The following is a 20,203-nucleotide window of genomic DNA, read 5'->3' on the forward strand; positions in this document are numbered from 1 at the left end:
CATGCGGCGACGGCACTGATCTTGGCGTTGTTCGTTGCGCCGGCTGGACACCGCGCCGCGCCGGTGATCGCCTCCCGGGATGTTGCTGCCGGGTGCCGACTTCGCAGACGACCCGATCCGGCCCGGACACCTCTGTCGACGCGGTCGATAGGCGTCATGTCGGGGCGCGATCACCGCCGGCAGCGGTCAGGTGGCGGGCGCGTCAGGCTGGTCGGGCGGAATCGCTCCGTCGCAACCACCAGGCGGTGGCGGACCCGGCAGAGGCTCGTCGCCGCTGACGCAGTCGTAGTACCACTGCGGCCCGGTCATATAGGTTCGCATCCACTGGTGCCAGAACGACCCGTCGGGATACTTCTCGCCGTCGCACACGGCTAACTCGCCAAAACCCCAACGGCCGCCCGGGCAGTAGCCCATCGTCATGTTCGGCTTGTGCGGGTCGGGTGGATCAGCGCTGGCGACCGCAGCAGTAGACACAATCACCGCAGCACAGCCTAATGTCGCGGCGCCAAGGCGAGTAAGGTTCGACTTCATTTGTGTATTGACCCTTCTTTAACGTGCTGAAGCCATACGGCTGATTTCAGGTCAAGATCCGAACTTGTGAATGAGCTTCGGCCGGGCAGCGTAAGTAAACGGACCCTCTCGCGAAGGATCTGAAGTTCGGTTGTTTCTGATAAAGATTCGACATTGACTCGCTAGTTCGGAAAAGTCGCAACATACGTGCGGCAGTTTACGGCACGAAGGGCCGGCGGTGTCAACTCGAGGTGGATCGGTGAACGGGACACATCGGGCCGAATCCGAAAAATCGGTAACGGCCCTGCCGCTACACCCAACTGTTTGCGCCGTCTATGGCATACGTGCGCCGAGCGTCACTGCGCAGGAGTCCAAGTCAACGGAGGTTGTCAAATTGTTGGACAGGTGTGCGCAACCCGCCATCCCAGCATCGCGGGCTGGAGTCGATGAAGGTCAATAACCCTATGTTATTGATTAATAATGGCTTTTGATTAGCGCTTGGCGAGAAATATCTGTACGGTGCCGACGGGGTTTTTGTGAGCTTACGCCGGTATATAACAGTTTCATCGCTTCTTCCATTTACGAACCCGTTGCCCAGCCAGAAATTTCAGGGCCGCCCGGTCTTGATCTCCGACTTGTCCGCGGGCGTCGGTGATCAGGTGTTCTGAGCCCCTTGGCGCGTTTCTTCGATCCGCGGATCGAGCGTCGGTCCGACCCGGCTGAAACGCATCTGCGGTTGCCGTTTCGGCAATTTCGGTACCGACTGGGTTTCGAATCGCTGGGTCGAGGGGTCAGTGATTCGATCAGCGCGGGGCGCACACCAGCTTGGATCACAGCGATCGACAGCGCGCAGGCCTCGCTACCGACGACGAACCGGGCACGGGCAGACGAGGACCCATGACTGCAAGCGCAATCACACGGCAACCCTGTTCGCTGCATCGAACCTGTTTGGCCCGGCGTGGCAATCGGCCACCAATGCCGTGGCGCGATTGTCACGGCACGTGCCTGAATTCTTGTATACGGTCAACGTTTCCCGCAGCCTGGACAGCCACTGGATCGTGGGCAACCACCTTCACCCACAAGCACCCGGCGTCCAACCGCTGGCTCGTCAAGTACCCCAAGCTTCCGCTTGAATTTCGCGCCGACCTCCTCGTCATCGCGCAACCAGCGCCGGCTAACGAAGCCGACCGATAAGTCGTTGCGTTGGTAGGCATTTCATTCTCCGATTCCCGACCTGATCGCCTCGATCCCGGAATACATGGACTCACACAACGACGCATTTGGACAGCGACCGCAAGATCCATCCTCACCTGTCGGCTCCGACCGGAGCCGACACTCGCCGAGGTCCCCGCGGAACGCATCGCCCTTAGAAATCAGCGAAATCAAGCGACACATCGCGAAATCGTGCGCGGCCGGCAAGAGCGCAAGCGAGCGCACCACATCGAGCGCGAACCGTGACACCTTCGTGCTACAGCGGCGATGATCACAGGCCAATGATTCCCAGACGGTTTCACAAACTGAGGTTCACGCCACTGGAGGGCATGATTCACATTGACCTTCGCCGCGTTACCCGTTTGGTCGTAGCCGGTCTGCTCATTTTGGTCCTGCAGACAGAAGCATCGTGGCGCACTGTCCAACAAGCCGCCGCGATGATACCCTCCGGGCCGATACTGCCACTGGGCGGCACTAACACGTGGATAACCGACGGCAGCGGGCGAGTCGTCGTGCTGCACGGTCTTAATCAGGTATACAAATTCCCGCCGTACGAGCCATCCGCCGACGGATTCGGCGACGACGACGCGGCTTTCCTTGCCGCCAACGGTTTCAACGCGATGCGGCTGGGTGTCTTCTGGACCGCCGTCGAACCCCAACCCCTCACCTATGACGACACTTACCTCGCCTCGATCGCGCAGACCGTGCAGACGCTGGCGGCGCATGGGATCGTCAGCCTGCTTGATATGCACCAGGACATGTACAACGAGATTTTCCAAGGTGAGGGCGCGCCGGCGTGGGCGGTGCCGGAAACCAGGCTGCCCAACCCCCAATTCGGCTTTCCCAACAACTATTTCCTCAACCCAGCGCTGGAAAATGCATACGCCGCGTTCTGGCGCGACGCGCCAGCGCCGGACGGGATCGGAGTCGAGGACCACTTTGCACGCGCCTGGGCGCATGTCGCGGAGTACTTCCGCACCAACACAGCAGTATTCGGCTACGAGGCGTTTAACGAGCCGTTCCCGGGATTCGTGTGGGAAGGGTGCTTGAACCCGGTCTTGGGCTGCCCGATCCAGGACCACAAGTTGACGAACTTCTACAAGAAGATCGTTCCGATAATCCGGGCGGCCGACCCAACCAGGTTGGTCTTCTTCCAGCCGAATCAGCTATTCGCCGCCGGAATCCACACAGACCTCGGCAAGGTGATCGACCCACACACCGCCTTCGCGTTTCACGACTACTGCGCCACCGAGAATACGGTGCATGTAGACGTCGGGTGTCCGGTCTTGGACGCGATCACGCAAACCAACGGGACAATCTACGCAAAGTTCTTCCAGATCCCGCAACTGATGACGGAGTTCGGCGCCACCAATCACCTGAAGAACATCACCGAGGTGATACAGCAAGCGGACCTACAGAACATGGGTTGGTTGGAGTGGGCGTATACCGGCAACGACCCGACGAGCACGGCACCCAATGCGCAGGCTCTGGTCTACAACCCGGCACTCCCGCCGACCGGCGATAACGTCAACACAGCCAAACTCGCAGCGCTCGCCGAACCATACCCCCAGGTGGTTGCTGGCACACCAAAGTTCTGGGCATTCCGCAGAGGCGAGTTCCAACTGTCCTACACGACTGAGCGAGCCGACCACCACGGCAGTTTCGTCTCCGGCGAGCAGACGGTCATCTCAGTGCCGCCCATCGAGTATCCGAACGGCTATCAGGTGAGTGTCAAAGGTGGACAGGTCACTTCGGCACCCGGCGCCGCCTTGTTGACCGTCGTAGCAGACCCGGGCGCAAGCACCGTCGAGGTTGTCGTGCGCGCTGACGGCTAGCGGGTGTCGTGAAGCATCCCGGGGTCAACCCCTCAACGCCGGTGCAACTCTTTCGGGTCGAAGCAGCTAACCGACCCCGCGGCTCAACCACGCGATCTCACCCGCGTCACCGCCGTCCCGGTAGACCTCGAGCGCCTCGTCCCACGCCGTTCCCAGCACCGAATCCAGCTCGGCGGCAAGGGTGTCAGCGCCCTGCGCCATCAACGTCCGCAGCCGCATCTCCCCCACCATGATGTCGCCGTTGGCGCTCATGGCACCGCTCCACAAGCCCAACTGCGGGGTGTGGCTGAACCGCTGGCCATCGACGCCCGGGCTGGGATCTTCGGTGACCTCGAACCGCAGCACCGACCACGAGCGCAACGCATTGGCCAGCCGGGCGCCGGTGCCCACCGGCCCGACCCAGTTGGTGACCGCACGCAATTGCCCGGGCATCGCCGGCTGCGGCGTCCAGATCAGATTCGCCTTGGCCTGCAGGGTCGACGACAACGCCCACTCGACATGCGGGCATACCGCCGCGGGCGAAGCGTGGATGTACACCACGCCGGTCGTCACGTCGGCGAATTGATTCGACGCACGCATCTCTTGCTCCTTCGGTTCCGCGAGGGACGTCTTCCCCAACGACCTGGCGAACCAGCAGAGCGAGCTACCTGCTACGAAATTATGTTGTCTGCGTGTCTATTGTGCCTTGTGAGACCACTGTTGCGCTAGTGTGCAGTCCGGATTAGATGTACTCGGCCAAAACCGAGTCCGAAATCGCCGGCCAGGGCCCTCGGGCCCACTCGCCGAAATCACGGTCCGTGAGGACCACCAGCGCCAGGTCCGCTTCCGGATCGGCCCAGATAAACCCGCCCGCCTGACCGAAATGGCCATATGTTCGCGCCGAGTTGCGCGTACCCGTCCAGTGCGGCGACTTGGCATCCCTGATCTCAAAGCCCAGCCCCCAATCATTGGGGCGCTGGACACCGTATCCGGGCAATACCCCGTCCAGGCCCGGGAACTGCACGGTGATCGCCTCGTCGTGCATCTGCCCGGAGACGGTCTGCGGGCGCAGCAGATCGCCGGCGAACAGCGCCAAGTCCGCGACCGTGGACGTGGCGCCGAACCCGGCCGCGGCCGTGCCGCCATCGAGCCGGGTGGTGGCCATGCCCAATGGCTCGAACACCGCCTCGGTCAGGTAACCGGCGAACTCGATGCCGGATTCCCGCTGCACCGCCTCGGCCAACACGGTGAAGCCGTAGTTGGAATACATCCGCCGGGCGCCGGGACGAGCGAGCGGTTTCGCCGAGTGCATCGCCAACCCGGATGCGTGCGCAAGCAGGTGACGGATCGTGGAGCCGGGGGGCCCGGCCGGGGTGTCGAGGTCGACGACACCTTCCTCGACGGCGATCTGCGCGGCACGCGCCACCAGTGGCTTGGTCACCGACGCCAGCGGGAAAACCTGCGCGGTATCACCATGGGCGGCCAGCACACCGTCGGGTCCGACTATCGCGGCGGCAGCCGCGGGGACCGGCCAGTCGTCAAGAGCGTTCAGAGCGGCCATGGAGTCGGGCGCTTCACTTCCTGGCGATGTAGTAGTTGTTCAGCGGATCTGACTCGATTTCGCGGACTTGCACGTCACCGAAGCCGGCGGCGGCGAGCATCGAGGTGGCCACCTGCCGGCCCCACACCGTCCCCAGCCCCACGCCTTCCAGCGCCAGCGACACCGTCATGCAGTGCATCATCGACGTGGTGTACAGATAGGTGCTCAGCGGAACACCGATGTTTTCCTCGAGCCGGCTCGACGCCTTGATGTCAACCATCAGCAGCACACCACCGGGTCGCAGCGCTCGATGGATGTTCGCCAGCACCCGCGCCGGTTGGGCTTGGTCGTGGATGGTGTCGAAGGCGGTGATCACGTCGTAGGCGGCTGTTTTTTCAGGGACCTTGTCGAGGTGCGCCAGGTCGTGCCGCTCGAATGCGGCGTTGTTCAAGCCAAGTCGAGCCGCTTCCGCCGCACCCGCCGCGACGGCGGCGTCCGAGAAGTCGATGCCGGTGAACCGGCTGCGCGGGAACGCCTGCGCCATCAAGTTGACCGCATGCCCGCTGCCGCAACCGAAATCGGCCACCTCGGCACCGGCGCGCAGACGCTCCGGCAGGCCGTCGACCATGGGCAAGACCACGTCGACGAGGGTGGCGTCGAACACCTCACCGCTCATCTCGGCCATCAGCGTGTGGAAGCGCGGGTAGTCGCTGTAGGGCACGCCGCCGCCGGCCCGGAAGCAGTCGATGACTTTTTGCTCAACCTCGCCGAGCAGGGAGATGAACTGCGTGACGCGAGCCAGGTTGTTGGGTCCGGCGGCTCGCGTCAGGGCTGCTGCCCGATGGGCCGGCAGCGCGTAGGTGGCCTTCTCGGGGTCGTAGTCGACGACCTGCGCGGCGGTCACACCACCCAGCCATTCCCGGACGTAGCGCTCGTTGAGGCCCGCCGCCTCGGCGATCTGGGCGCTGGTCGACGGCGGCAACTCGGCCATCCTGTCCAACAGCCCGGTCTGATGGCCGACGCTGAGCAGGATCGCCAAACCGGCGCTGTCGATGGCCGCCACGATCCGGTTGCCGAATTCCTCACTGGTTTCGGGACTGGTTTCGGGACTGGTTTCGGGGCCGGTTTCGGGGCCGGTTTCGGGGCCGGTTTCGGGGCCGGTGTCGGTTGCCGTCATGATCAGCGACGCTACACCGGGCTGGTGAGGCGCTGAGTCTGCGTTCAGCGTGAGCAGGCCGAGATGGACACGCTCACCGCAGAATCGACGCGGTGAGCGCGGTCTTAGCGAGGCTCATAACGTCCGAGCTATAGGTTGGAGCCCATGAGTCAGACAGTGCGCGGCGTGATTTCACGAAAAAAGGGTGAGCCCGTCGAATTGGTAGACATCGTCGTCCCGGAGCCCGGGCCCGGGGAGGTCGTCGTCGACCTCAGCGCCTGCGGCGTCTGCCACACCGATCTGACCTACCGCGACGGCGGCATCAACGACGAATACCCATTCCTGCTGGGCCACGAGGCCGCGGGCACGGTCGAAGCGGTCGGTCCCGGGGTAACCACGGTCGAACCGGGCGACTTCGTGATCCTGAACTGGCGCGCCGTGTGCGGTCAGTGCCGCGCGTGCAAACGGGGCCGGCCGCACTACTGCTTCGACACCTTCAACGCCGAACAGAAGATGACGCTGACCGACGGCACCGAACTCACCCCCGCGTTGGGCATCGGCGCGTTCGCCGACAAGACGCTGGTGCACTTTGGTCAATGCACCAAGGTCGATCCGGCAGCCGACCCTGCGGCGGCCGGTCTGCTGGGTTGCGGAGTCATGGCCGGCATCGGTGCGGCGATCAACACGGGCGGAGTGACCCGTGATGACAGCGTGGCCGTGATCGGCTGCGGCGGTGTCGGCGACGCCGCGATCGCCGGTGCCGCGCTGGTCGGAGCCAAGATGATCATCGCGGTCGACACCGACGACACCAAGCTGGCGTGGGCACGCGAATTCGGTGCCACCCACACCGTCAACGCGCGCGAATCCGACGTCGTCGCAACCATCCAGGAGCTCACCGACGGCTTCGGAGCCAACGTGGTGATCGACGCCGTCGGACGCCCCGAAACCTGGAAGCAGGCCTTCTATGCCCGCGACCTGGCCGGGACCGTGGTGTTGGTGGGTGTGCCCACGCCCGAAATGCGGCTGGACATGCCGCTGCTGGATTTCTTCTCCCACGGTGGAGCGTTGAAGTCCTCGTGGTATGGCGACTGCCTGCCCGAACGCGACTTCCCCACCCTGATCGACCTGTATCAGCAGGGCCGGCTTCCGCTGGACAAGTTCGTCTCCGAACGCATCAGGCTCGACGATGTCGAGGAGGCGTTCCACAAGATGCACGGCGGCAAGGTACTGCGCTCGGTGGTGATGTTGTGACGATCGAGCGCGTGATCACCCATGGAACTTTCGAACTCGACGGCGGCAGTTGGGAAGTCGACAACAACATCTGGCTGGTCGGCGACGACTCCGAAGTCGTGGTTTTCGACGCCGCCCATGACGCCGCTCCGATCATCGAGGCGGTCAGGGGCCGCAACGTGGTAGCGGTGGTGTGTACGCATGGCCACAACGACCACGTGACGGTAGCCCCTCAGCTCGGTGAGACCCTGGACGCCCCCGTGCTACTGCACCCCGGCGACGACGTGTTATGGCGAATGACGCACCCGGGCAAAGACTTTCGTTTCGTGGCTGACGAAGATACGTTGCGGGTAGCCGGGCTGGAACTGCGTGCGCTGCATACCCCGGGCCATTCACCGGGATCGGTGTGCTGGTATGCCCCGGACCTCGGCCCCGGGACAGGCGTCGTGTTCAGCGGCGACACCCTGTTCTCCGGCGGACCCGGTGCAACCGGACGCTCGTTCTCCGATTTCCCCACGATTCTGCGGTCGATCTCCGAACGGCTCGGGACGTTGCCCGGCGACACCGTCGTGCACACCGGCCACGGCGACAGCACCACCGTCGGCGATGAGATCGTCCACTACGAGGAATGGGTCGCCCGCGGTCACTGAAGGCCGGTTAGTGTCCCTGAAGAATCCGGCGCTTCTCGGACTCGAACTCGCTTTCGGTCAGCGCACCTGAATCACGCAGCGCGGCAATCGTTTTGATGCGCTCGAGCTTGACCCCCTCGTCGCTGGGTTCGACGGGCACCGACCACCCAGCCGGCGACACCACCCTGGGCCGGCTGCGACTCAACCACATCACCGACAACGCCAGATCCAGCAGGCCGACGACGAAGACGGCGACGAATACCCATACCAGATAGCCGTAGGAGCTCTGGTGGCCGAAAGCCAGTCGCGGGTTGATGTATCCGCCGACCTGGCCCTCGGTTGTCACGCGGTAGGTGCCTTCGACCGGAACCTGGACAATCCACACCCGCACATGCGCGTCGTTGTTGACCGTCGTTGTGCTGCCGATACTTTCGGTGAGACGTGGTTGCGGCGCACCCTCGGGCGGGTCGATGGAGATGCCCAACGGCGGGACGGGCAGGCCGGTGCCGTTGGTGCCGCCGATGACCACGGTGTGCAGGCTGACGGTGACTTCGCCCGCCGGCAGGTGGATGCTGTCCGAGCCCGGGATGGGCACTTCGCCGTAAGCGTTGTACTTGTCCAGAAAAAATGCGTTGAGCACCAATGTGGTGATGAAGCCGCCCACCGATACCACCAACGTCACAATGGCCAGGGTCAGCGAAATCTTGGCGGCCCGTCTGCTGTTCATCCACGCAGTTTGGCACGCCAGCGCAACACCGCGGCACCGATCAGCACCACAAACGCGGTCACCGGCACCCAATCCCCCAGCCGTTGGTACACCGTGGTGCTCGAGCCCAACGGAACGCTGACCACAACGGCGCCCCGGAAATCCGACGGGCACCACGCCAGCCGGTGCCCCCGGACGTCGAAGGCCGAACTGTCGCCGGACAACCCGGCATGCACCGCCGGGCGGCCCGCCTCGACCGCCCGCACCGCGGGTTGCGCGGCCAATTGCGGCTGCGCCCAACTGCCTTGAAATGTCGAGGTGGAACTCTGGTACGCCAACAACTCGGCCCCCAGCAGTGCTTCGCGCCGCGCCAGATCGGAAAACGTCGTCTCGTAGCTGATCAGCGGTCCGATATCGAGACCACCGGCAGACAGCACCACCGGCCCGGCTCCCCGCTTCCGGTCTTCGGCGGCGGCCTTGCTGTGGCGGGTGACCCAGCCGACCAGCGGCCGCAGCGGCACATATTCGCCGAACGGCACCAGACGGGTCTTGTGGTAACTGCCGAGCACTCCGCCTGCACCCACGAGTACCGACGACTTGTAGATGCCCCCGCCCGGCGCTGCCGCATCGACGTTGACCAGGAGCTCGGCGCCCACCCGCCGGGACAACTCCGCCAGGCGGGCCAGCACCTCGGGATGTCTGGTGAGATCCTGCCCCACGCTGCTTTCGCCCCAGACCACCAAGTCCACCCGTTCGCCCACGAGGGTGGCCGTGATCGCCTCACTGGCCGCCTCACGGGCGGTCGAATCGTCGATGTCGCCGGGCTGTACGAGCGCGACTCGCACAGTCGGACCGGATGCGGGCGCCGGGCCCAGCAGATACCACACCGGTCCCAGTCCCGCGCACGCCACCGCACACCCCAGCGCGACCAGCCGCATCGGCCCGTGGTGCACGATCGCGACGGCGATGGCGGCATTGGCAGCGACCACCAGAAAGCTCGTCAGCCAGACTCCGCCCAAGGACGCCGTCGCCAGCGTGACGGGCTGATTCCACTGCGACGCCCCCAACAACGCCCACGGACCGCCCAACGGGGGCCACGCCCGCACCGCTTCGGCCGCCACCCACGCGCTGGGCAGCACCACCACCGCGGCAGCCATGCGGGCGGCGGTCACGGGCGCCGACAGCAGCCGGTGGGCGATCCATCCCCACGGCAGCCACAAGGCACCGAGTCCCATGGCGTACACCGCCAACAGCGGACCGGTGCTGGTCGCCAGCCAGTATTGAGTGGTCAGCACAAACCCGCCAATACCCCAGCAGGCCCGCACGGCTCCGTCCCACGATGTGGCAGCGGCCCGCACCACCAGCAGCAGCGGCACCACCGCGAACCACGCCAGCCACCACCACGATGGCGCCGGGAAAGCCAACGCCGGTAGCGTGCCGAGGACCAACGCCACCGCCCATCCGGGGACGCGCCGCCGGCACGTTCCCGAATGGAGGGCCATGGTGTTCAGCATGCCGGTCGGATTCTGGGTCGGCGAGGAAAAGAGGACACTGGACAGGCGCCACCGGAAAAGGAGTGAAACGCATGGCTAACGATCTGATCGCCGCGGTGCCCGATCTGTCCGGGAAGCTCGCCGTCGTCACCGGCGCCAACAGCGGTCTGGGGTTCGGGCTGGCCCGACGGCTGTCGGCGTCCGGCGCCGAGGTGGTGATGGCAATCCGCAACCGCGCCAAGGGTGAGGCGGCGATCGAGCAGATCCGCACCGCGGTTCCCGACGCCAAGCTGACCATCAAGGCGCTCGACCTGTCGTCGCTGGCCTCTGTCGCCGCGCTGGGTGAGCAATTGAACTCCGAAGGCCGCCCGATCGACATTCTGATCAACAACGCCGGCGTCATGACCCCACCCGAACGCGACACCACCGCCGACGGCTTCGAATTGCAGTTCGGCAGTAACCATCTCGGTCACTTCGCGCTGACCGCCCATGTGCTGCCGCTGCTGCGCGCGACGCCGGCCGCGCGGGTGGTCTCGCTGAGCAGCTTGGCGGCACGGCGCGGCCGTATCCACTTCGACGACTTGCAGTTCGAAAAGTCCTACGCCCCCATGACGGCCTACGGACAGTCGAAGTTGGCAGTGCTGATGTTCGCTCGCGAGCTGGACCGCCGCAGCCGCGAGGCCGGCTGGGGGATCAAGTCCAACGCCGCCCACCCCGGGTTGACCAAGACCAACCTTCAGATCAGCGGACCTTCGCACGGCCGGGAAAAGCCGGCGCTGATGCAGCGGCTATACCAGGCGTCGTGGCGTTTGACTCCGTTCTTTTGGCAGGAGATCGACGAGGGGATACTGCCCGCGCTGTATGCGGCCGCCACCCCGCAGGCTGAGGGCGGCGCGTTCTACGGCCCCCGGGGCTTTTACGAGGCAGCCGGAGGCGGCGTCACCGAGGCCAAGGTGCCCGCCCGGGCCCGCAACGACGCTGACTGCCGACGTCTCTGGGAGGTTTCCGAGCGTCTCACGGGGGTCAGGTATCCGACTCCGGCCTGATAGGCCGAAACCGGCGGTCGGCGAAGCCCCAACCAAAAAGGGCTGGCGCGCAGGATGATTCGCTGATCGCCATGGCGCGACGGGCGTGTCGGTGCATGCTGCGCGGCGTTTACCCGGACCGGTCTCGGTGGTTGTGTATTCATCGGAACTGCAGCCACTGCGACCGCCATCGGCGTGTCGTGCGTGTGGCCGCAGTGTCGCGGGGACAACCACCTGCGTACCGGCAGGCGTTTCGATCCAGCGCCGCATTGGGTAACCGGCATTGAGGGGTCGGTCACAAACGGCAACTGCAAAGGGGCACGGGCATGACTGCGCACGACGAGCAGGCCGCCGGCCGCAGCGATCACCGGCAACGGGCCGGCAGCAGCAGCGACGGCGGGAAACCGGATACCTCCGAGGTGCCGGAACCCAGCGACGAAGCCAAGGAAACAGCGGCCGAAATGATGACGGCCTATGAGGACCGGCCGACGCTGGTGTTGCCCGGCTCCGGCAAGACCATTACCGGTACGGCGGTCGGGGACTGGCTCGACGAACACGGCCATCCCCGATACGCCGACGACACGGACTCGCCGGCGGCAAAAGCCAAGGCAGACAACGATGAAACAGACGAAGACAAGCAGGTCGCGGAGAATCTGGACAAGGACAAGGCCTACAACGAGGAAGTGCTCAAGTCAGCCCGGGATGAGACAGCCGCGGGCTAGGACGAACCGACGCGCTGCCTGGCTCGAGATCACCGGGTCTAGAGCCCGGGAACCTGGGGTATCTGCGGGAAGCCGATGCCGGGGATCTGCGGGATGGCCGGAATCGGCGGGATCTGCGGCACTGCCGGCACTTGCTGGGTTGGCGGTGCCTGGGTGGTGGCCGGCGGCTGGGTCGTTGCCGGCGGCTGGGTCGTTGCCGGCGGCTGGGTCGTTGCCGGCGGCTGGGTGGTCGTCGGCGGTGCCGTCGTCGGGGGCGTCGTGCTTTCCGGCGGTTGGGTCGTCGTCGGGGGCGGTGGTGTCGTTTCGGCGGTAGGAGGCGGTGCCTGGGTCGACGGCGGTGCCGGCGGCGGCGCTTGCGGCGCCGGTTCTTGGGTGCCGGGCGGTGGCGGCGCCGGCTCCGGGCTCCCCTCGGTTGGCGGCGGCGGGGCAGGCGCGGAAGTAGTCGGCGCCGGACTCACCCCCGGCGGGCGTGTCGCGGGCTTGTCGCTGGAGCCCAGCGCGATCGCCACCGCGGTGCCGACCAGCAGCACCGCGACGACCGTGCTGACGATGATCACCGCCGGCAGGCGATACCATGGGATGACCGGCGGCTCAGGCTTCGACTCCGGGGGCGTGTCATGCTCGAACGCCAGCTGCGGGCGGGCAGAGGTGTAGCCGGAACCGCCGGCATCCGCGTAGTCACCGCCGGGCACGGGCATGACGTGGGAATCTTCCTCGGCTTCCGACCAGGCCAGCGCGGGCTGCACTGCCGACGCGGGCGCATCCGCGCCACCCGGTGCCAGCGGGGCCAGCGGCGCCAGTGCCGTCGCGGCGATCGGCGGAGCCGAGGTCAACACCGTCGCACTGGTATCGGCGGGTCCCCGGGCCGCCCGTAACGCCGCGCCGATTGCGGCGGTCAGCTGCGGGCGCGGCGCCGTGACCACCGGAACGCCAAATCGCCCCGACAGCGTGGTGGTGACCGACGCGATGTTGGCCCCGCCCCCGACGGAAACGATCGCAACCAGATCTGCCGTATGAATCCCGATTTGCGCCAACGTCTGTTCCATAACCGCGGCGACACCGTCCAACAACTCGCGAATGGTCTCGTCGAGCTCGTTTCGGGTGAGCCGGATTTCGCCATGTCCCCCCGGCAGCTCGTCGGCCAGGGTGGTCACCGTGCTGTGGGAGAGCCGTTCCTTGGCGTGGCGGCATTCGATCCGCAGCCGGTTCAACGAGCCGATGGCGGCAGTCCCGGACGGGTCGAATGAACCGGTGGCCGGCATCTCCGACATCACATAGGTCAGCAGCGCCTGATCGATCAGATCGCCGGAGAAGTCTCGATGGCGCACCGTCGCGGCGACCGGCTGATAATCGCCGGCCGCATCGACCAGCGTCATGCTGGTCCCGCTGCCACCGAAGTCGCAGACCGCGACGATGCCGCGGGCCGGTATGCCGGGGTTGGCCCGCATCGCGAACAGCGCGGCCGCCGCATCGGGGATCAGCAGTGGCTGGGCGTCGTGCGACCATTCCGGCACCCGGCTCAGCGCGGCACCCAACGCGTCGACCGCGGCCGGCCCCCAGTGGGCGGGATAGGTCAGTGCGACGTCGTCGGGCAGGGCCCGCCCACCGGTGGCCGTGTAGGCCAGCGCCCGTAGACTGTCGACCACCAGAGCCTCGCTGCGGTGCATCGAACCGTCGGCCGCGACGATGCCGACCGGGTCCCCCACCCGGTCCACGAAGTCGCTCATGACCAGGCCGGGCTGATCCAGTCTCGGGTTTTCCGACGGCAGTCCGACCTCGGGGGGGCGCTGCCGATACAAGGTCAGCACGGGCTTGCGGATGATGGCGTGGTCGGCGGTAACTGCCGCCAGATTGGTGGCACCGATCGACAGCCCCAGTGCGGGCCGTGGTCCTTCTGCCATGGTTTGTCCCCGTCCGGCTGCGCGCCCCCGCGCCCGCCTACCCGAAATTGTGCCGTCTACACCTATAGCCGTTCTTTGCGCCGGCTATGCGCGAGCTGTATAACGACATGGCTCAGCGGATGGTGCCGGCGCCGGGAATCAGGGGCAGGTCCAGCGCGGTGACCCAGCCCGGAGACAGGCCGTTGACGGCCGGGACGGCGTTGAGCGCCCGCATCCCGGTCGCCAGGCACCCGGCGGTGGCGGCATCGCGGCCCGAGCCGTCGGTGAACCGGAACGCGGTTTCCTGGAAGATGCTGGGGGTTCCGTCGATGTCCACCCGGTAGACGTCGTCGTCGTGACCGGAGGGCCAGTCGGGTGCGGCGTCGCGGCCGATGCGGTTGACGTGCTCGAGTTGAATGCGCGTCTCGCCCCGGTAGATGCCGTTGATGGTGAAGCGGACGGCGGCGACCTGGCCGGGCTTGATGACGCCCTTCACCGAATGACGCTCGGTGGGCGTCACCCACTTGTCCCAGGTGGTGGTGATCTCGTCGAGCATGATCCCGGCGGCGTGGGCGATCATCGGCACGGTGGCGCCCCACGCGAAAATCAACACGTCGCGGTTTTCCAGGATCGGGCTGAATTCGGGCTCCCGCCCGATGCCCATTTCTTTCTCGTAGTCGCCTTCGTAGTTGGTGTAGTCCAGCAGCTCGGCGGCGCGCACTCGCCGCACCTCCGAACACAACCCCATCAGAGTCATCGGAAACAGGTCGTTGGCGAATCCCGGGTCGATGCCGGTGGTGAAGCAGGACGACTCCCCCAGCTCGCACGCCTCGGTGATGGGCTGGATCCACTGCGGAGGGTTCAGGTGCATCGTCGGCCAGATCCACGGCGTCATCGCGGTCGAGCACACGTCGATGCCGGCCCGCAGGAACCGGGTGATCACGGCGATGTTGGCGTCGGCCTGCATCGCCGTCGGTCCGTAGTGCACCAATGCGTCAGGCTTGAGCGCGATCAGGGCGTCGACGTCGTCGGTGGCGACGATGCCCACCGGCTCGGGCAGCCCGCAGATGTCGCCGACGTCGCGCCCGACCTTGTCGGGGTTGCTGACGCCGACCCCGACCAGTTCGAACAGCGGATGCTTGACAATTTCGGCGATCACCATCTTGCCGACGAAGCCGCTGCCCCAGACGACTATTCGCTTTGTGTCCCGTTGCGACATGAACCGCCACCTCCCGGCTTCACCCTAAGCGACGCGAGGCCGCAAGCCAGGGCAAGGCTGGGACACCTCTAGCATCGGAGCGGTGCGAGGCCGGCCAGCGTTGAGTGCGTGGCGCTTCGTCGCGGTGTTCGGCGTGGTCAGCTTGCTCGCCGACTTCGTCTACGAGGGCGCGCGGTCGATAACCGGTCCGCTGCTGGCGTCCCTGGGCGCGACCGGACTGGTGGTCGGCGTGGTGACCGGCATCGGCGAGGCCGCCGCGTTGGCGCTGCGGTTGGTATCGGGTCCCCTGGCAGATCGAACCCGACGGTTCTGGGCGTGGACGGTCGCCGGCTACGCGCTGACGCTGATCACGGTTCCACTGCTGGGAGTAGCGGGTGCATTGTGGGTCGCCTGCAGCTTGGTGATCGCCGAGCGTGTCGGCAAGGCGGTGCGCAGTCCGGCCAAGGACACGTTGCTGTCGCACGCCGCCAGTGTCACCGGTCGCGGCCGCGGCTTTGCCGTGCACGAGGCGCTCGACCAGGTGGGGGCGGTGATCGGCCCGTTGACCGTGGCGGGGGTGCTTGCCGTCACCGGCAACGACTACGCGCCCGCGCTCGGGGTGCTGGCGCTGCCGGGTGCGGCGGCGCTGGCGCTGCTGCTGTGGCTGCGGGTCCGGGTGCCGCATCCGGACTCCTATGAAGCGCCAGCGGCTTCCGCAGTATCGCCCGATGGTGTTGTAGCGCAACGGTTCTGGGAGTTACCGCCACGGTTCTGGCTGTACTGTGGATTCACCGCGATCACCATGTCCGGCTTCGCCACGTTTGGGTTGCTGTCGTTTCACATGGTCACCCACGGCTTGCTGAGCGCTGCCGCGGTGCCGGTGGTCTACGCGGCCGCGATGGCGGCCGATGCGCTGGCCGCCCTGGTTTCCGGCTACAGCTACGACCGGTTTGGCGGGAAAAGCCTTGCGGCACTGCCGCTTCTGTCGAGCATGGTGGTCTTGTTCGCCTTCAGCGGCAACACCGCGATGGTGGTAGTGGGCGCGCTGTTGTGGGGTGCGGCCGTGGGGATCCAGGAATCCACGCTGCGGGCGGTGGTCGCCGACATGGTCACCGCCCCGCGGCGAGCCAGCGCTTACGGTGTGTTCGCGGCCGGACTGGGTGCGGCAAGCGCGGCCGGTGGCGCCCTCGTCGGCTGGCTTTACGAAATCTCCACCGGCACGGTAGTCGTGGTGGTGGTCGCAATACAGCTGGTTGCGCTGCTCAGCATGTTCACGATCGGGTTACCGCGCGCTGCGGCGTCGACGCCTGCCCAAACCCCTTTCACGCCGTCCTAAGTGGTGACACGATGGACAACCATGACCAGTCGATCGGCAGCCAAGCTACGTCACCTCAAACGCCTGAGCGGACCCGCCGCGGTGTGCGCTCTCGGCATCGGCTTCACGGCCACGTGTGGTCTGGCAGACGCGGATCCACTTCCTCAGCTACCGCAGGTCCGCTACGAGGTGAGTGGCAGCGGTGTCGCCGAGTACATCTCGTACCAAACCCACACCGGTCAGAAGCGTGCGGTCAATGTGGGCCTGCCATGGTCGACGCAGTTCACCGCCTTCGGCGCTCAGGTGTTCGTGCTCAGCGCGCAGGGGCCGGGCAGCATCACGTGCAGAATTCTGCTCGACGGCAACGTGGTGACGCAGCAGACGGCGACGGGCGCGCCCGGACACACGGTCTGCACGCATTGACATTGCCGGGTCACTAATCCGGCCGCTGGCGGTCTAAGCTCGCCAATGTCACCCTTCAAGGACGAAGCGGGACAAAGGAGGAGCACGGTGGACCTCAAGACTGACCGCAATGCCGGCCTGCTGCCCCGGGCCAACGGGACGCCGCCGCCGGAGGTTCCGCTCTCCGACGTCGACCTGGGTTCGCTGGAATTCTGGGGCCGCGACGACGACTTTCGCGACGGCGCCTTCGCCACGTTGCGGCGGGAAGCCCCGGTCTCGTTCTGGCCGGCGCTCGAATTGCCGGGATTCACCGGCGGCGCCGGACATTGGGCACTGACCCGCCACGACGACGTCTTCTTCGCCAGCCGTCACCCGGAGGTCTTCCATTCCTCCCCCAACATCACGATCAACGACCAGACCCCGGAATTAGCCGAGTATTTCGGTTCGATGATCGTGCTCGACGATCCACGGCACCAGCGGCTGCGCTCGATTGTCAGCAGGGCTTTCACCCCGAAGGTGGTCGCGCGCATCGAGGCGTCGGTGCGCGACCGCGCGCAGCGGCTGGTCGCGGCGATGATCAGCAACCATCCCGACGGCCAAGCCGACCTGGTCAGCGAACTAGCCGGGCCGCTGCCGTTGCAGATCATCTGCGACATGATGGGCATTCCCGAAGAGGACCACCATCGGATATTTCATTGGACCAATGTGATTCTCGGGTTCGGCGACCCCGATCTGACGACTGATTTCGAAGAGTTTCTTCAGGTTTCGATGGACATCGGGGCCTACGCCACCGCACTGGCCGACGACCGCCGCGTCAACCATCACAACGATCTGACGACGAGCCTGGTGGAAGCCGAAGTCGACGGCGAGCGGCTGTCGTCCTCAGAAATCGCGATGTTCTTCATCCTGCTGGTGGTCGCGGGCAACGAGACCACCCGCAATGCGATCAGCCACGGCATGCTGGCGTTGTCGCGGTATCCGGAGCAACGGGCGAAGTGGTGGTCGAACTACGACGAGCTGGCGCATACCGCGGTCGAGGAGATCGTGCGGTGGGCCTCTCCGGTGGTCTACATGCGCCGCACCCTCAGCGAGGACGTCGAACTCCGAGGCGTCACGATGGCCGCCGGCGACAAGGTCTCACTGTGGTACTGCTCGGCCAACCGCGATGAGTCGAAGTTCGCCGATCCGTGGCGGTTCGACGTGGCGCGCGATCCCAACCCGCACCTGGGCTTCGGCGGTGGCGGCGCGCATTTCTGCCTGGGGGCCAACCTGGCTCGCCGCGAGATCAGGGTGGTGTTCGACGAATTGCGCCGGCAAATGCCCGACGTCGTCGTGACCGAGGAGCCGGCCCGGTTGCTGTCGCAGTTCATTCACGGCATCAAACGCCTGCCGGTGGCCTGGAGTCGCTGAGGTGGCCGACGTCGATGTCTGCGTGGTGGGCGGCGGGTTCGCTGGCCTGACCGCGGCGCTTCGGCTCAAACAGGCCGGCCATTCGGTGACATTGCTCGAGGCGCGCGACCGCGTGGGCGGGCGCACCTTCACCGTCCAGCGTGACGACGGGTCCTGGATCGACAAGGGCGGCGCCTGGATCGGGCCGACCCAGGACCGAATCCATGCGCTGATGAAAGAATTCGGGGTCGCGAGCTTCAAGCAGTACACCGGCGGCGAGGCGATGATGGTCGTCGACGCCAAGCAATATCGCTACCAGGGCACGGTCCCGTGGACGCTGAGCCCGTGGGCGTCGCTGAATCTGGGCGCGGCGATGTTCGAGCTCACCCAGATGTGCAAGACGATTCCCCTCGAGGCGCCATGGGAAGCCAAGAAGGCCGCGCGATGGGATCGCATGACGTTGGCCCAGTGGCTGCGCAAGAACCTCGTGTCCAAGGCCGCGCACGACCTGCTGGAAACCGCGATCGCCGGCACCTACACCTCGGATGCTTCCGAGGTGTCCATGCTGTTCGTCCTATATCAGATGGCGTCCGGCGGAGGGCCCGGTTTCGTACTGGGTGGCGAGGGCGGCTCACAGGACTCCCGCCCGGTCGGCGGCATGGGAGCGATCTACGGGCCGATGGCCGCCGAGCTGGGTGACGTGATCCGGCTGTCCCAGCCGGTACGCTCCATCACCCAGGACGCCGACGGGGTCACCGTGCAGTCGGACGGTATGACGGTGCGGGCGCGGCGGGCAATCGTCGCGGTGCCGCTGGCTATCGCCAGCCACATCGCTTATGCGCCAATGCTTCCCACCGATCGGTCCTTCTTGCACCAGCGGATGCCCAGCGGTGCGGTGGTCAAGATCTCGACCGTCTACGACGAACCGTTCTGGCGCAGCGACGGCCTCTCCGGCCAAAGCGCCGCGCCGGGATCGCTGGCGACGCTCACCATCGACGGCTGCCCCGACACCGGCGGCCCCGGCGTGCTGGTTGTGGTCATCGAGGGTCCCATTGCGCGGCAATACGAGCGCCTTGATGAGGCCGGGCGCCGTCAGGCGGTGCTCGACGCCCTGGTGGACCGGTTCGGCACCAAGGCCGGAAGGCCGGTGGACTACGTGGAGCAGAACTGGAGCCGTGAGCGCTATTCCGGGGGCGGGATGATCAGCCACGCGCCCCCGGGCGTGCTCACCCAGTTCGGGCATGCACTACGCAGGCCGTGCGGGCGCATCCACTGGGCGGGCACCGAGACATCGGCCACTATGTGCGGCTGGATCGATGGCGCGATTCGCTCCGGTGAGCGGGCCGCCAGCGAAGTCATGACGACCGAGACGCTCACGGTGGCTTGACCGCATATACCAGCAGCACCCGCGGGTATACGCGCAGCCATTCCGGCGGCTGCGGGGTCCGTGCGACGCAGGATGCGTTGTGGCCCAACCACTCCAGCGCACGGCGATACGCATCGACGTTGGCCGGGCGGAATGGGTAGCGATAGTAGCGGGCGAACGCTTCCACGTGCGCACGGAGGATCAACTTGCCGGTGCGGCCCTGTGGCATGTCCTCGAACACAATGATGCTGCGCCGCGCGACCCGGTGACACTCCTTGATCAGCGCCAGGGGATCATGGCTGTGATGCAGCACCTCACTGAGCAACGCATGGTCAAATGACTTGCCTTGAACAGGAATTGAGGTGCCGTCGAACAGGCGGAACGGGATCTGGGTCCGGCGCGAGTCCTGCACGTCCACGCCGCTGGCGTCCACCCCGTACATCTCATGCAGATACGCCGACAGATAGCCGGTTCCGCACCCGACGTCGAGCACGCTGTCCCCCTCGTCGAGATAGCCCTCGAGCGCTCCGGCCTGCCCGCGCAACCGGGCCTTCGGCCGCATGACGTTCAACGCGTCCCCGAGACCCGGTGGCGAAGGCAGCTGCACGGCGATCAT

At 66.1% G+C, this 20,203-nt stretch carries 18 protein-coding genes and 1 pseudogene; 10 read left to right on the plus strand and 9 right to left on the minus strand.

The window, feature by feature from the left end:
• Positions 1–186: 186 nt before the first annotated feature.
• The gene (locus tag MKAN_RS03285) at positions 187–531 is read right to left on the minus strand and encodes a hypothetical protein (protein WP_023365099.1); all 345 of its coding nucleotides are present in this window, start codon (positions 529–531) and stop codon (positions 187–189) included.
• Positions 532–1,177: 646 nt separating this feature from the next.
• Between MKAN_RS03285 and MKAN_RS30255 the strand changes: the two are divergent.
• Positions 1,178–1,318 (plus strand): annotated as a pseudogene (locus MKAN_RS30255) (ISNCY family transposase); the annotation flags it as partial.
• 733 nt (positions 1,319–2,051) lie between these two features.
• Complete coding sequence (locus MKAN_RS03295) at positions 2,052–3,557, plus strand: cellulase family glycosylhydrolase (RefSeq protein WP_160937507.1); 1,506 nt, start codon at positions 2,052–2,054, stop codon at positions 3,555–3,557.
• Between the two features lie 66 nt (positions 3,558–3,623).
• On the opposite strand, the gene MKAN_RS03300 is transcribed toward MKAN_RS03295, so the two are convergent.
• From MKAN_RS03300 to MKAN_RS03310, 3 genes are all read right to left on the minus strand, one after another.
• Complete coding sequence (locus tag MKAN_RS03300) at positions 3,624–4,136, minus strand: DUF3145 domain-containing protein (protein ID WP_036393103.1); 513 nt, start codon at positions 4,134–4,136, stop codon at positions 3,624–3,626.
• Between the two features lie 142 nt (positions 4,137–4,278).
• Positions 4,279–5,097, minus strand: coding sequence for a serine hydrolase domain-containing protein (locus tag MKAN_RS03305; RefSeq protein ID WP_023365108.1), 819 nt, complete (start codon positions 5,095–5,097; stop codon positions 4,279–4,281).
• A gap of 13 nt (positions 5,098–5,110) precedes the next feature.
• Positions 5,111–6,253, minus strand: coding sequence for a class I SAM-dependent methyltransferase (locus MKAN_RS03310; protein ID WP_023365110.1), 1,143 nt, complete (start codon positions 6,251–6,253; stop codon positions 5,111–5,113).
• 144 nt (positions 6,254–6,397) lie between these two features.
• Between MKAN_RS03310 and MKAN_RS03315 the strand changes: the two genes are divergently transcribed.
• On the plus strand, positions 6,398–7,483 hold the full coding sequence (locus MKAN_RS03315; protein WP_023365112.1) for an S-(hydroxymethyl)mycothiol dehydrogenase: 1,086 nt from the start codon (positions 6,398–6,400) through the stop codon (positions 7,481–7,483).
• Positions 7,480–8,112 carry an MBL fold metallo-hydrolase gene (locus MKAN_RS03320; protein ID WP_023365114.1) on the plus strand — a complete coding sequence of 211 codons (633 nt, stop codon included), beginning with the start codon at positions 7,480–7,482 and terminating at the stop codon, positions 8,110–8,112. The genes MKAN_RS03315 and MKAN_RS03320 overlap by 4 nt, the downstream gene beginning before the upstream one ends.
• 7 nt (positions 8,113–8,119) lie before the next feature.
• Here the strand turns inward: MKAN_RS03320 and MKAN_RS03325 are convergent, their stop codons facing one another.
• Together MKAN_RS03325 and lnt are read right to left on the minus strand one after the other, a co-directional pair.
• On the minus strand, positions 8,120–8,818 hold the full coding sequence (locus MKAN_RS03325) for an SHOCT domain-containing protein (protein ID WP_023365116.1): 699 nt from the start codon (positions 8,816–8,818) through the stop codon (positions 8,120–8,122).
• Positions 8,815–10,299 (minus strand): apolipoprotein N-acyltransferase, encoded by a 1,485-nt coding sequence (gene lnt / locus MKAN_RS03330; RefSeq protein ID WP_080674192.1) that lies wholly within the window; start codon positions 10,297–10,299, stop codon positions 8,815–8,817. The genes MKAN_RS03325 and lnt overlap by 4 nt, the downstream gene beginning before the upstream one ends.
• Positions 10,300–10,382: 83 nt before the next feature.
• Between lnt and MKAN_RS03335 the strand changes: the two genes are divergently transcribed.
• Positions 10,383–11,336, plus strand: coding sequence for an SDR family oxidoreductase (locus tag MKAN_RS03335; RefSeq protein WP_023365120.1), 954 nt, complete (start codon positions 10,383–10,385; stop codon positions 11,334–11,336).
• Between the two features lie 305 nt (positions 11,337–11,641).
• On the plus strand, positions 11,642–12,037 hold the full coding sequence (locus MKAN_RS03340; protein ID WP_023365122.1) for a hypothetical protein: 396 nt from the start codon (positions 11,642–11,644) through the stop codon (positions 12,035–12,037).
• A gap of 38 nt (positions 12,038–12,075) precedes the next feature.
• Here MKAN_RS03340 and MKAN_RS03345 read toward each other — a convergent pair whose 3' ends face one another.
• Positions 12,076–13,938, minus strand: a complete 1,863-nt coding sequence (locus MKAN_RS03345) for an Hsp70 family protein (RefSeq protein WP_023365124.1) — start codon at positions 13,936–13,938, stop codon at positions 12,076–12,078.
• 112 nt (positions 13,939–14,050) lie between these two features.
• The gene (locus MKAN_RS03350; RefSeq protein WP_023365126.1) at positions 14,051–15,136 is read right to left on the minus strand and encodes an NAD(P)H-dependent amine dehydrogenase family protein; all 1,086 of its coding nucleotides are present in this window, start codon (positions 15,134–15,136) and stop codon (positions 14,051–14,053) included.
• A gap of 73 nt (positions 15,137–15,209) precedes the next feature.
• On the opposite strand from MKAN_RS03350, the gene MKAN_RS03355 reads away from it, so the two are divergent.
• The 4 genes from MKAN_RS03355 to MKAN_RS03370 all read left to right on the plus strand — a co-directional run bounded on the left by MKAN_RS03355 (position 15,210) and on the right by MKAN_RS03370 (position 19,608).
• Positions 15,210–16,451 (plus strand): MFS transporter, encoded by a 1,242-nt coding sequence (locus MKAN_RS03355; protein WP_036393096.1) that lies wholly within the window; start codon positions 15,210–15,212, stop codon positions 16,449–16,451.
• A gap of 21 nt (positions 16,452–16,472) precedes the next feature.
• The gene (locus MKAN_RS03360; RefSeq protein WP_036393347.1) at positions 16,473–16,853 is read left to right on the plus strand and encodes an MmpS family transport accessory protein; all 381 of its coding nucleotides are present in this window, start codon (positions 16,473–16,475) and stop codon (positions 16,851–16,853) included.
• A gap of 87 nt (positions 16,854–16,940) precedes the next feature.
• Positions 16,941–18,242 carry a cytochrome P450 gene (locus tag MKAN_RS03365; RefSeq protein WP_023365132.1) on the plus strand — a complete coding sequence of 434 codons (1,302 nt, stop codon included), beginning with the start codon at positions 16,941–16,943 and terminating at the stop codon, positions 18,240–18,242.
• Position 18,243: 1 nt separating this feature from the next.
• Positions 18,244–19,608 carry a flavin monoamine oxidase family protein gene (locus MKAN_RS03370; protein WP_023365134.1) on the plus strand — a complete coding sequence of 455 codons (1,365 nt, stop codon included), beginning with the start codon at positions 18,244–18,246 and terminating at the stop codon, positions 19,606–19,608.
• Here MKAN_RS03370 and MKAN_RS03375 read toward each other — a convergent pair.
• Positions 19,595–20,194 carry a class I SAM-dependent methyltransferase gene (locus MKAN_RS03375; RefSeq protein ID WP_225722845.1) on the minus strand — a complete coding sequence of 200 codons (600 nt, stop codon included), beginning with the start codon at positions 20,192–20,194 and terminating at the stop codon, positions 19,595–19,597. The genes MKAN_RS03370 and MKAN_RS03375 overlap by 14 nt on opposite strands.
• Positions 20,195–20,203: the final 9 nt, after the last annotated feature.

The sequence above is a fragment of the Mycobacterium kansasii ATCC 12478 genome (genome assembly GCF_000157895.3).
GTDB classification, from domain to species: domain Bacteria; phylum Actinomycetota; class Actinomycetes; order Mycobacteriales; family Mycobacteriaceae; genus Mycobacterium; species Mycobacterium kansasii.

What these genes read in the sequence shown, in the direction of transcription:
- MKAN_RS03285 (WP_023365099.1), bottom strand. Translation starts at nt 531, where the DNA reads ATGAAGTCGAACCTTACTCGCCTTGGCGCCGCGACATTAGGCTGTGCT.
- MKAN_RS03295 (WP_160937507.1), top strand. Translation starts at nt 2,052, where the DNA reads ATGATTCACATTGACCTTCGCCGCGTTACCCGTTTGGTCGTAGCCGGT.
- MKAN_RS03300 (WP_036393103.1), bottom strand. Translation starts at nt 4,136, where the DNA reads ATGCGTGCGTCGAATCAATTCGCCGACGTGACGACCGGCGTGGTGTAC.
- MKAN_RS03305 (WP_023365108.1), bottom strand. Translation starts at nt 5,097, where the DNA reads ATGGCCGCTCTGAACGCTCTTGACGACTGGCCGGTCCCCGCGGCTGCC.
- MKAN_RS03310 (WP_023365110.1), bottom strand. Translation starts at nt 6,253, where the DNA reads ATGACGGCAACCGACACCGGCCCCGAAACCGGCCCCGAAACCGGCCCC.
- MKAN_RS03315 (WP_023365112.1), top strand. Translation starts at nt 6,398, where the DNA reads ATGAGTCAGACAGTGCGCGGCGTGATTTCACGAAAAAAGGGTGAGCCC.
- MKAN_RS03325 (WP_023365116.1), bottom strand. Translation starts at nt 8,818, where the DNA reads ATGAACAGCAGACGGGCCGCCAAGATTTCGCTGACCCTGGCCATTGTG.
- lnt (WP_080674192.1), bottom strand. Translation starts at nt 10,299, where the DNA reads ATGGCCCTCCATTCGGGAACGTGCCGGCGGCGCGTCCCCGGATGGGCG.
- MKAN_RS03335 (WP_023365120.1), top strand. Translation starts at nt 10,383, where the DNA reads ATGGCTAACGATCTGATCGCCGCGGTGCCCGATCTGTCCGGGAAGCTC.
- MKAN_RS03340 (WP_023365122.1), top strand. Translation starts at nt 11,642, where the DNA reads ATGACTGCGCACGACGAGCAGGCCGCCGGCCGCAGCGATCACCGGCAA.
- MKAN_RS03345 (WP_023365124.1), bottom strand. Translation starts at nt 13,938, where the DNA reads ATGGCAGAAGGACCACGGCCCGCACTGGGGCTGTCGATCGGTGCCACC.
- MKAN_RS03350 (WP_023365126.1), bottom strand. Translation starts at nt 15,136, where the DNA reads ATGTCGCAACGGGACACAAAGCGAATAGTCGTCTGGGGCAGCGGCTTC.
- MKAN_RS03360 (WP_036393347.1), top strand. Translation starts at nt 16,473, where the DNA reads ATGACCAGTCGATCGGCAGCCAAGCTACGTCACCTCAAACGCCTGAGC.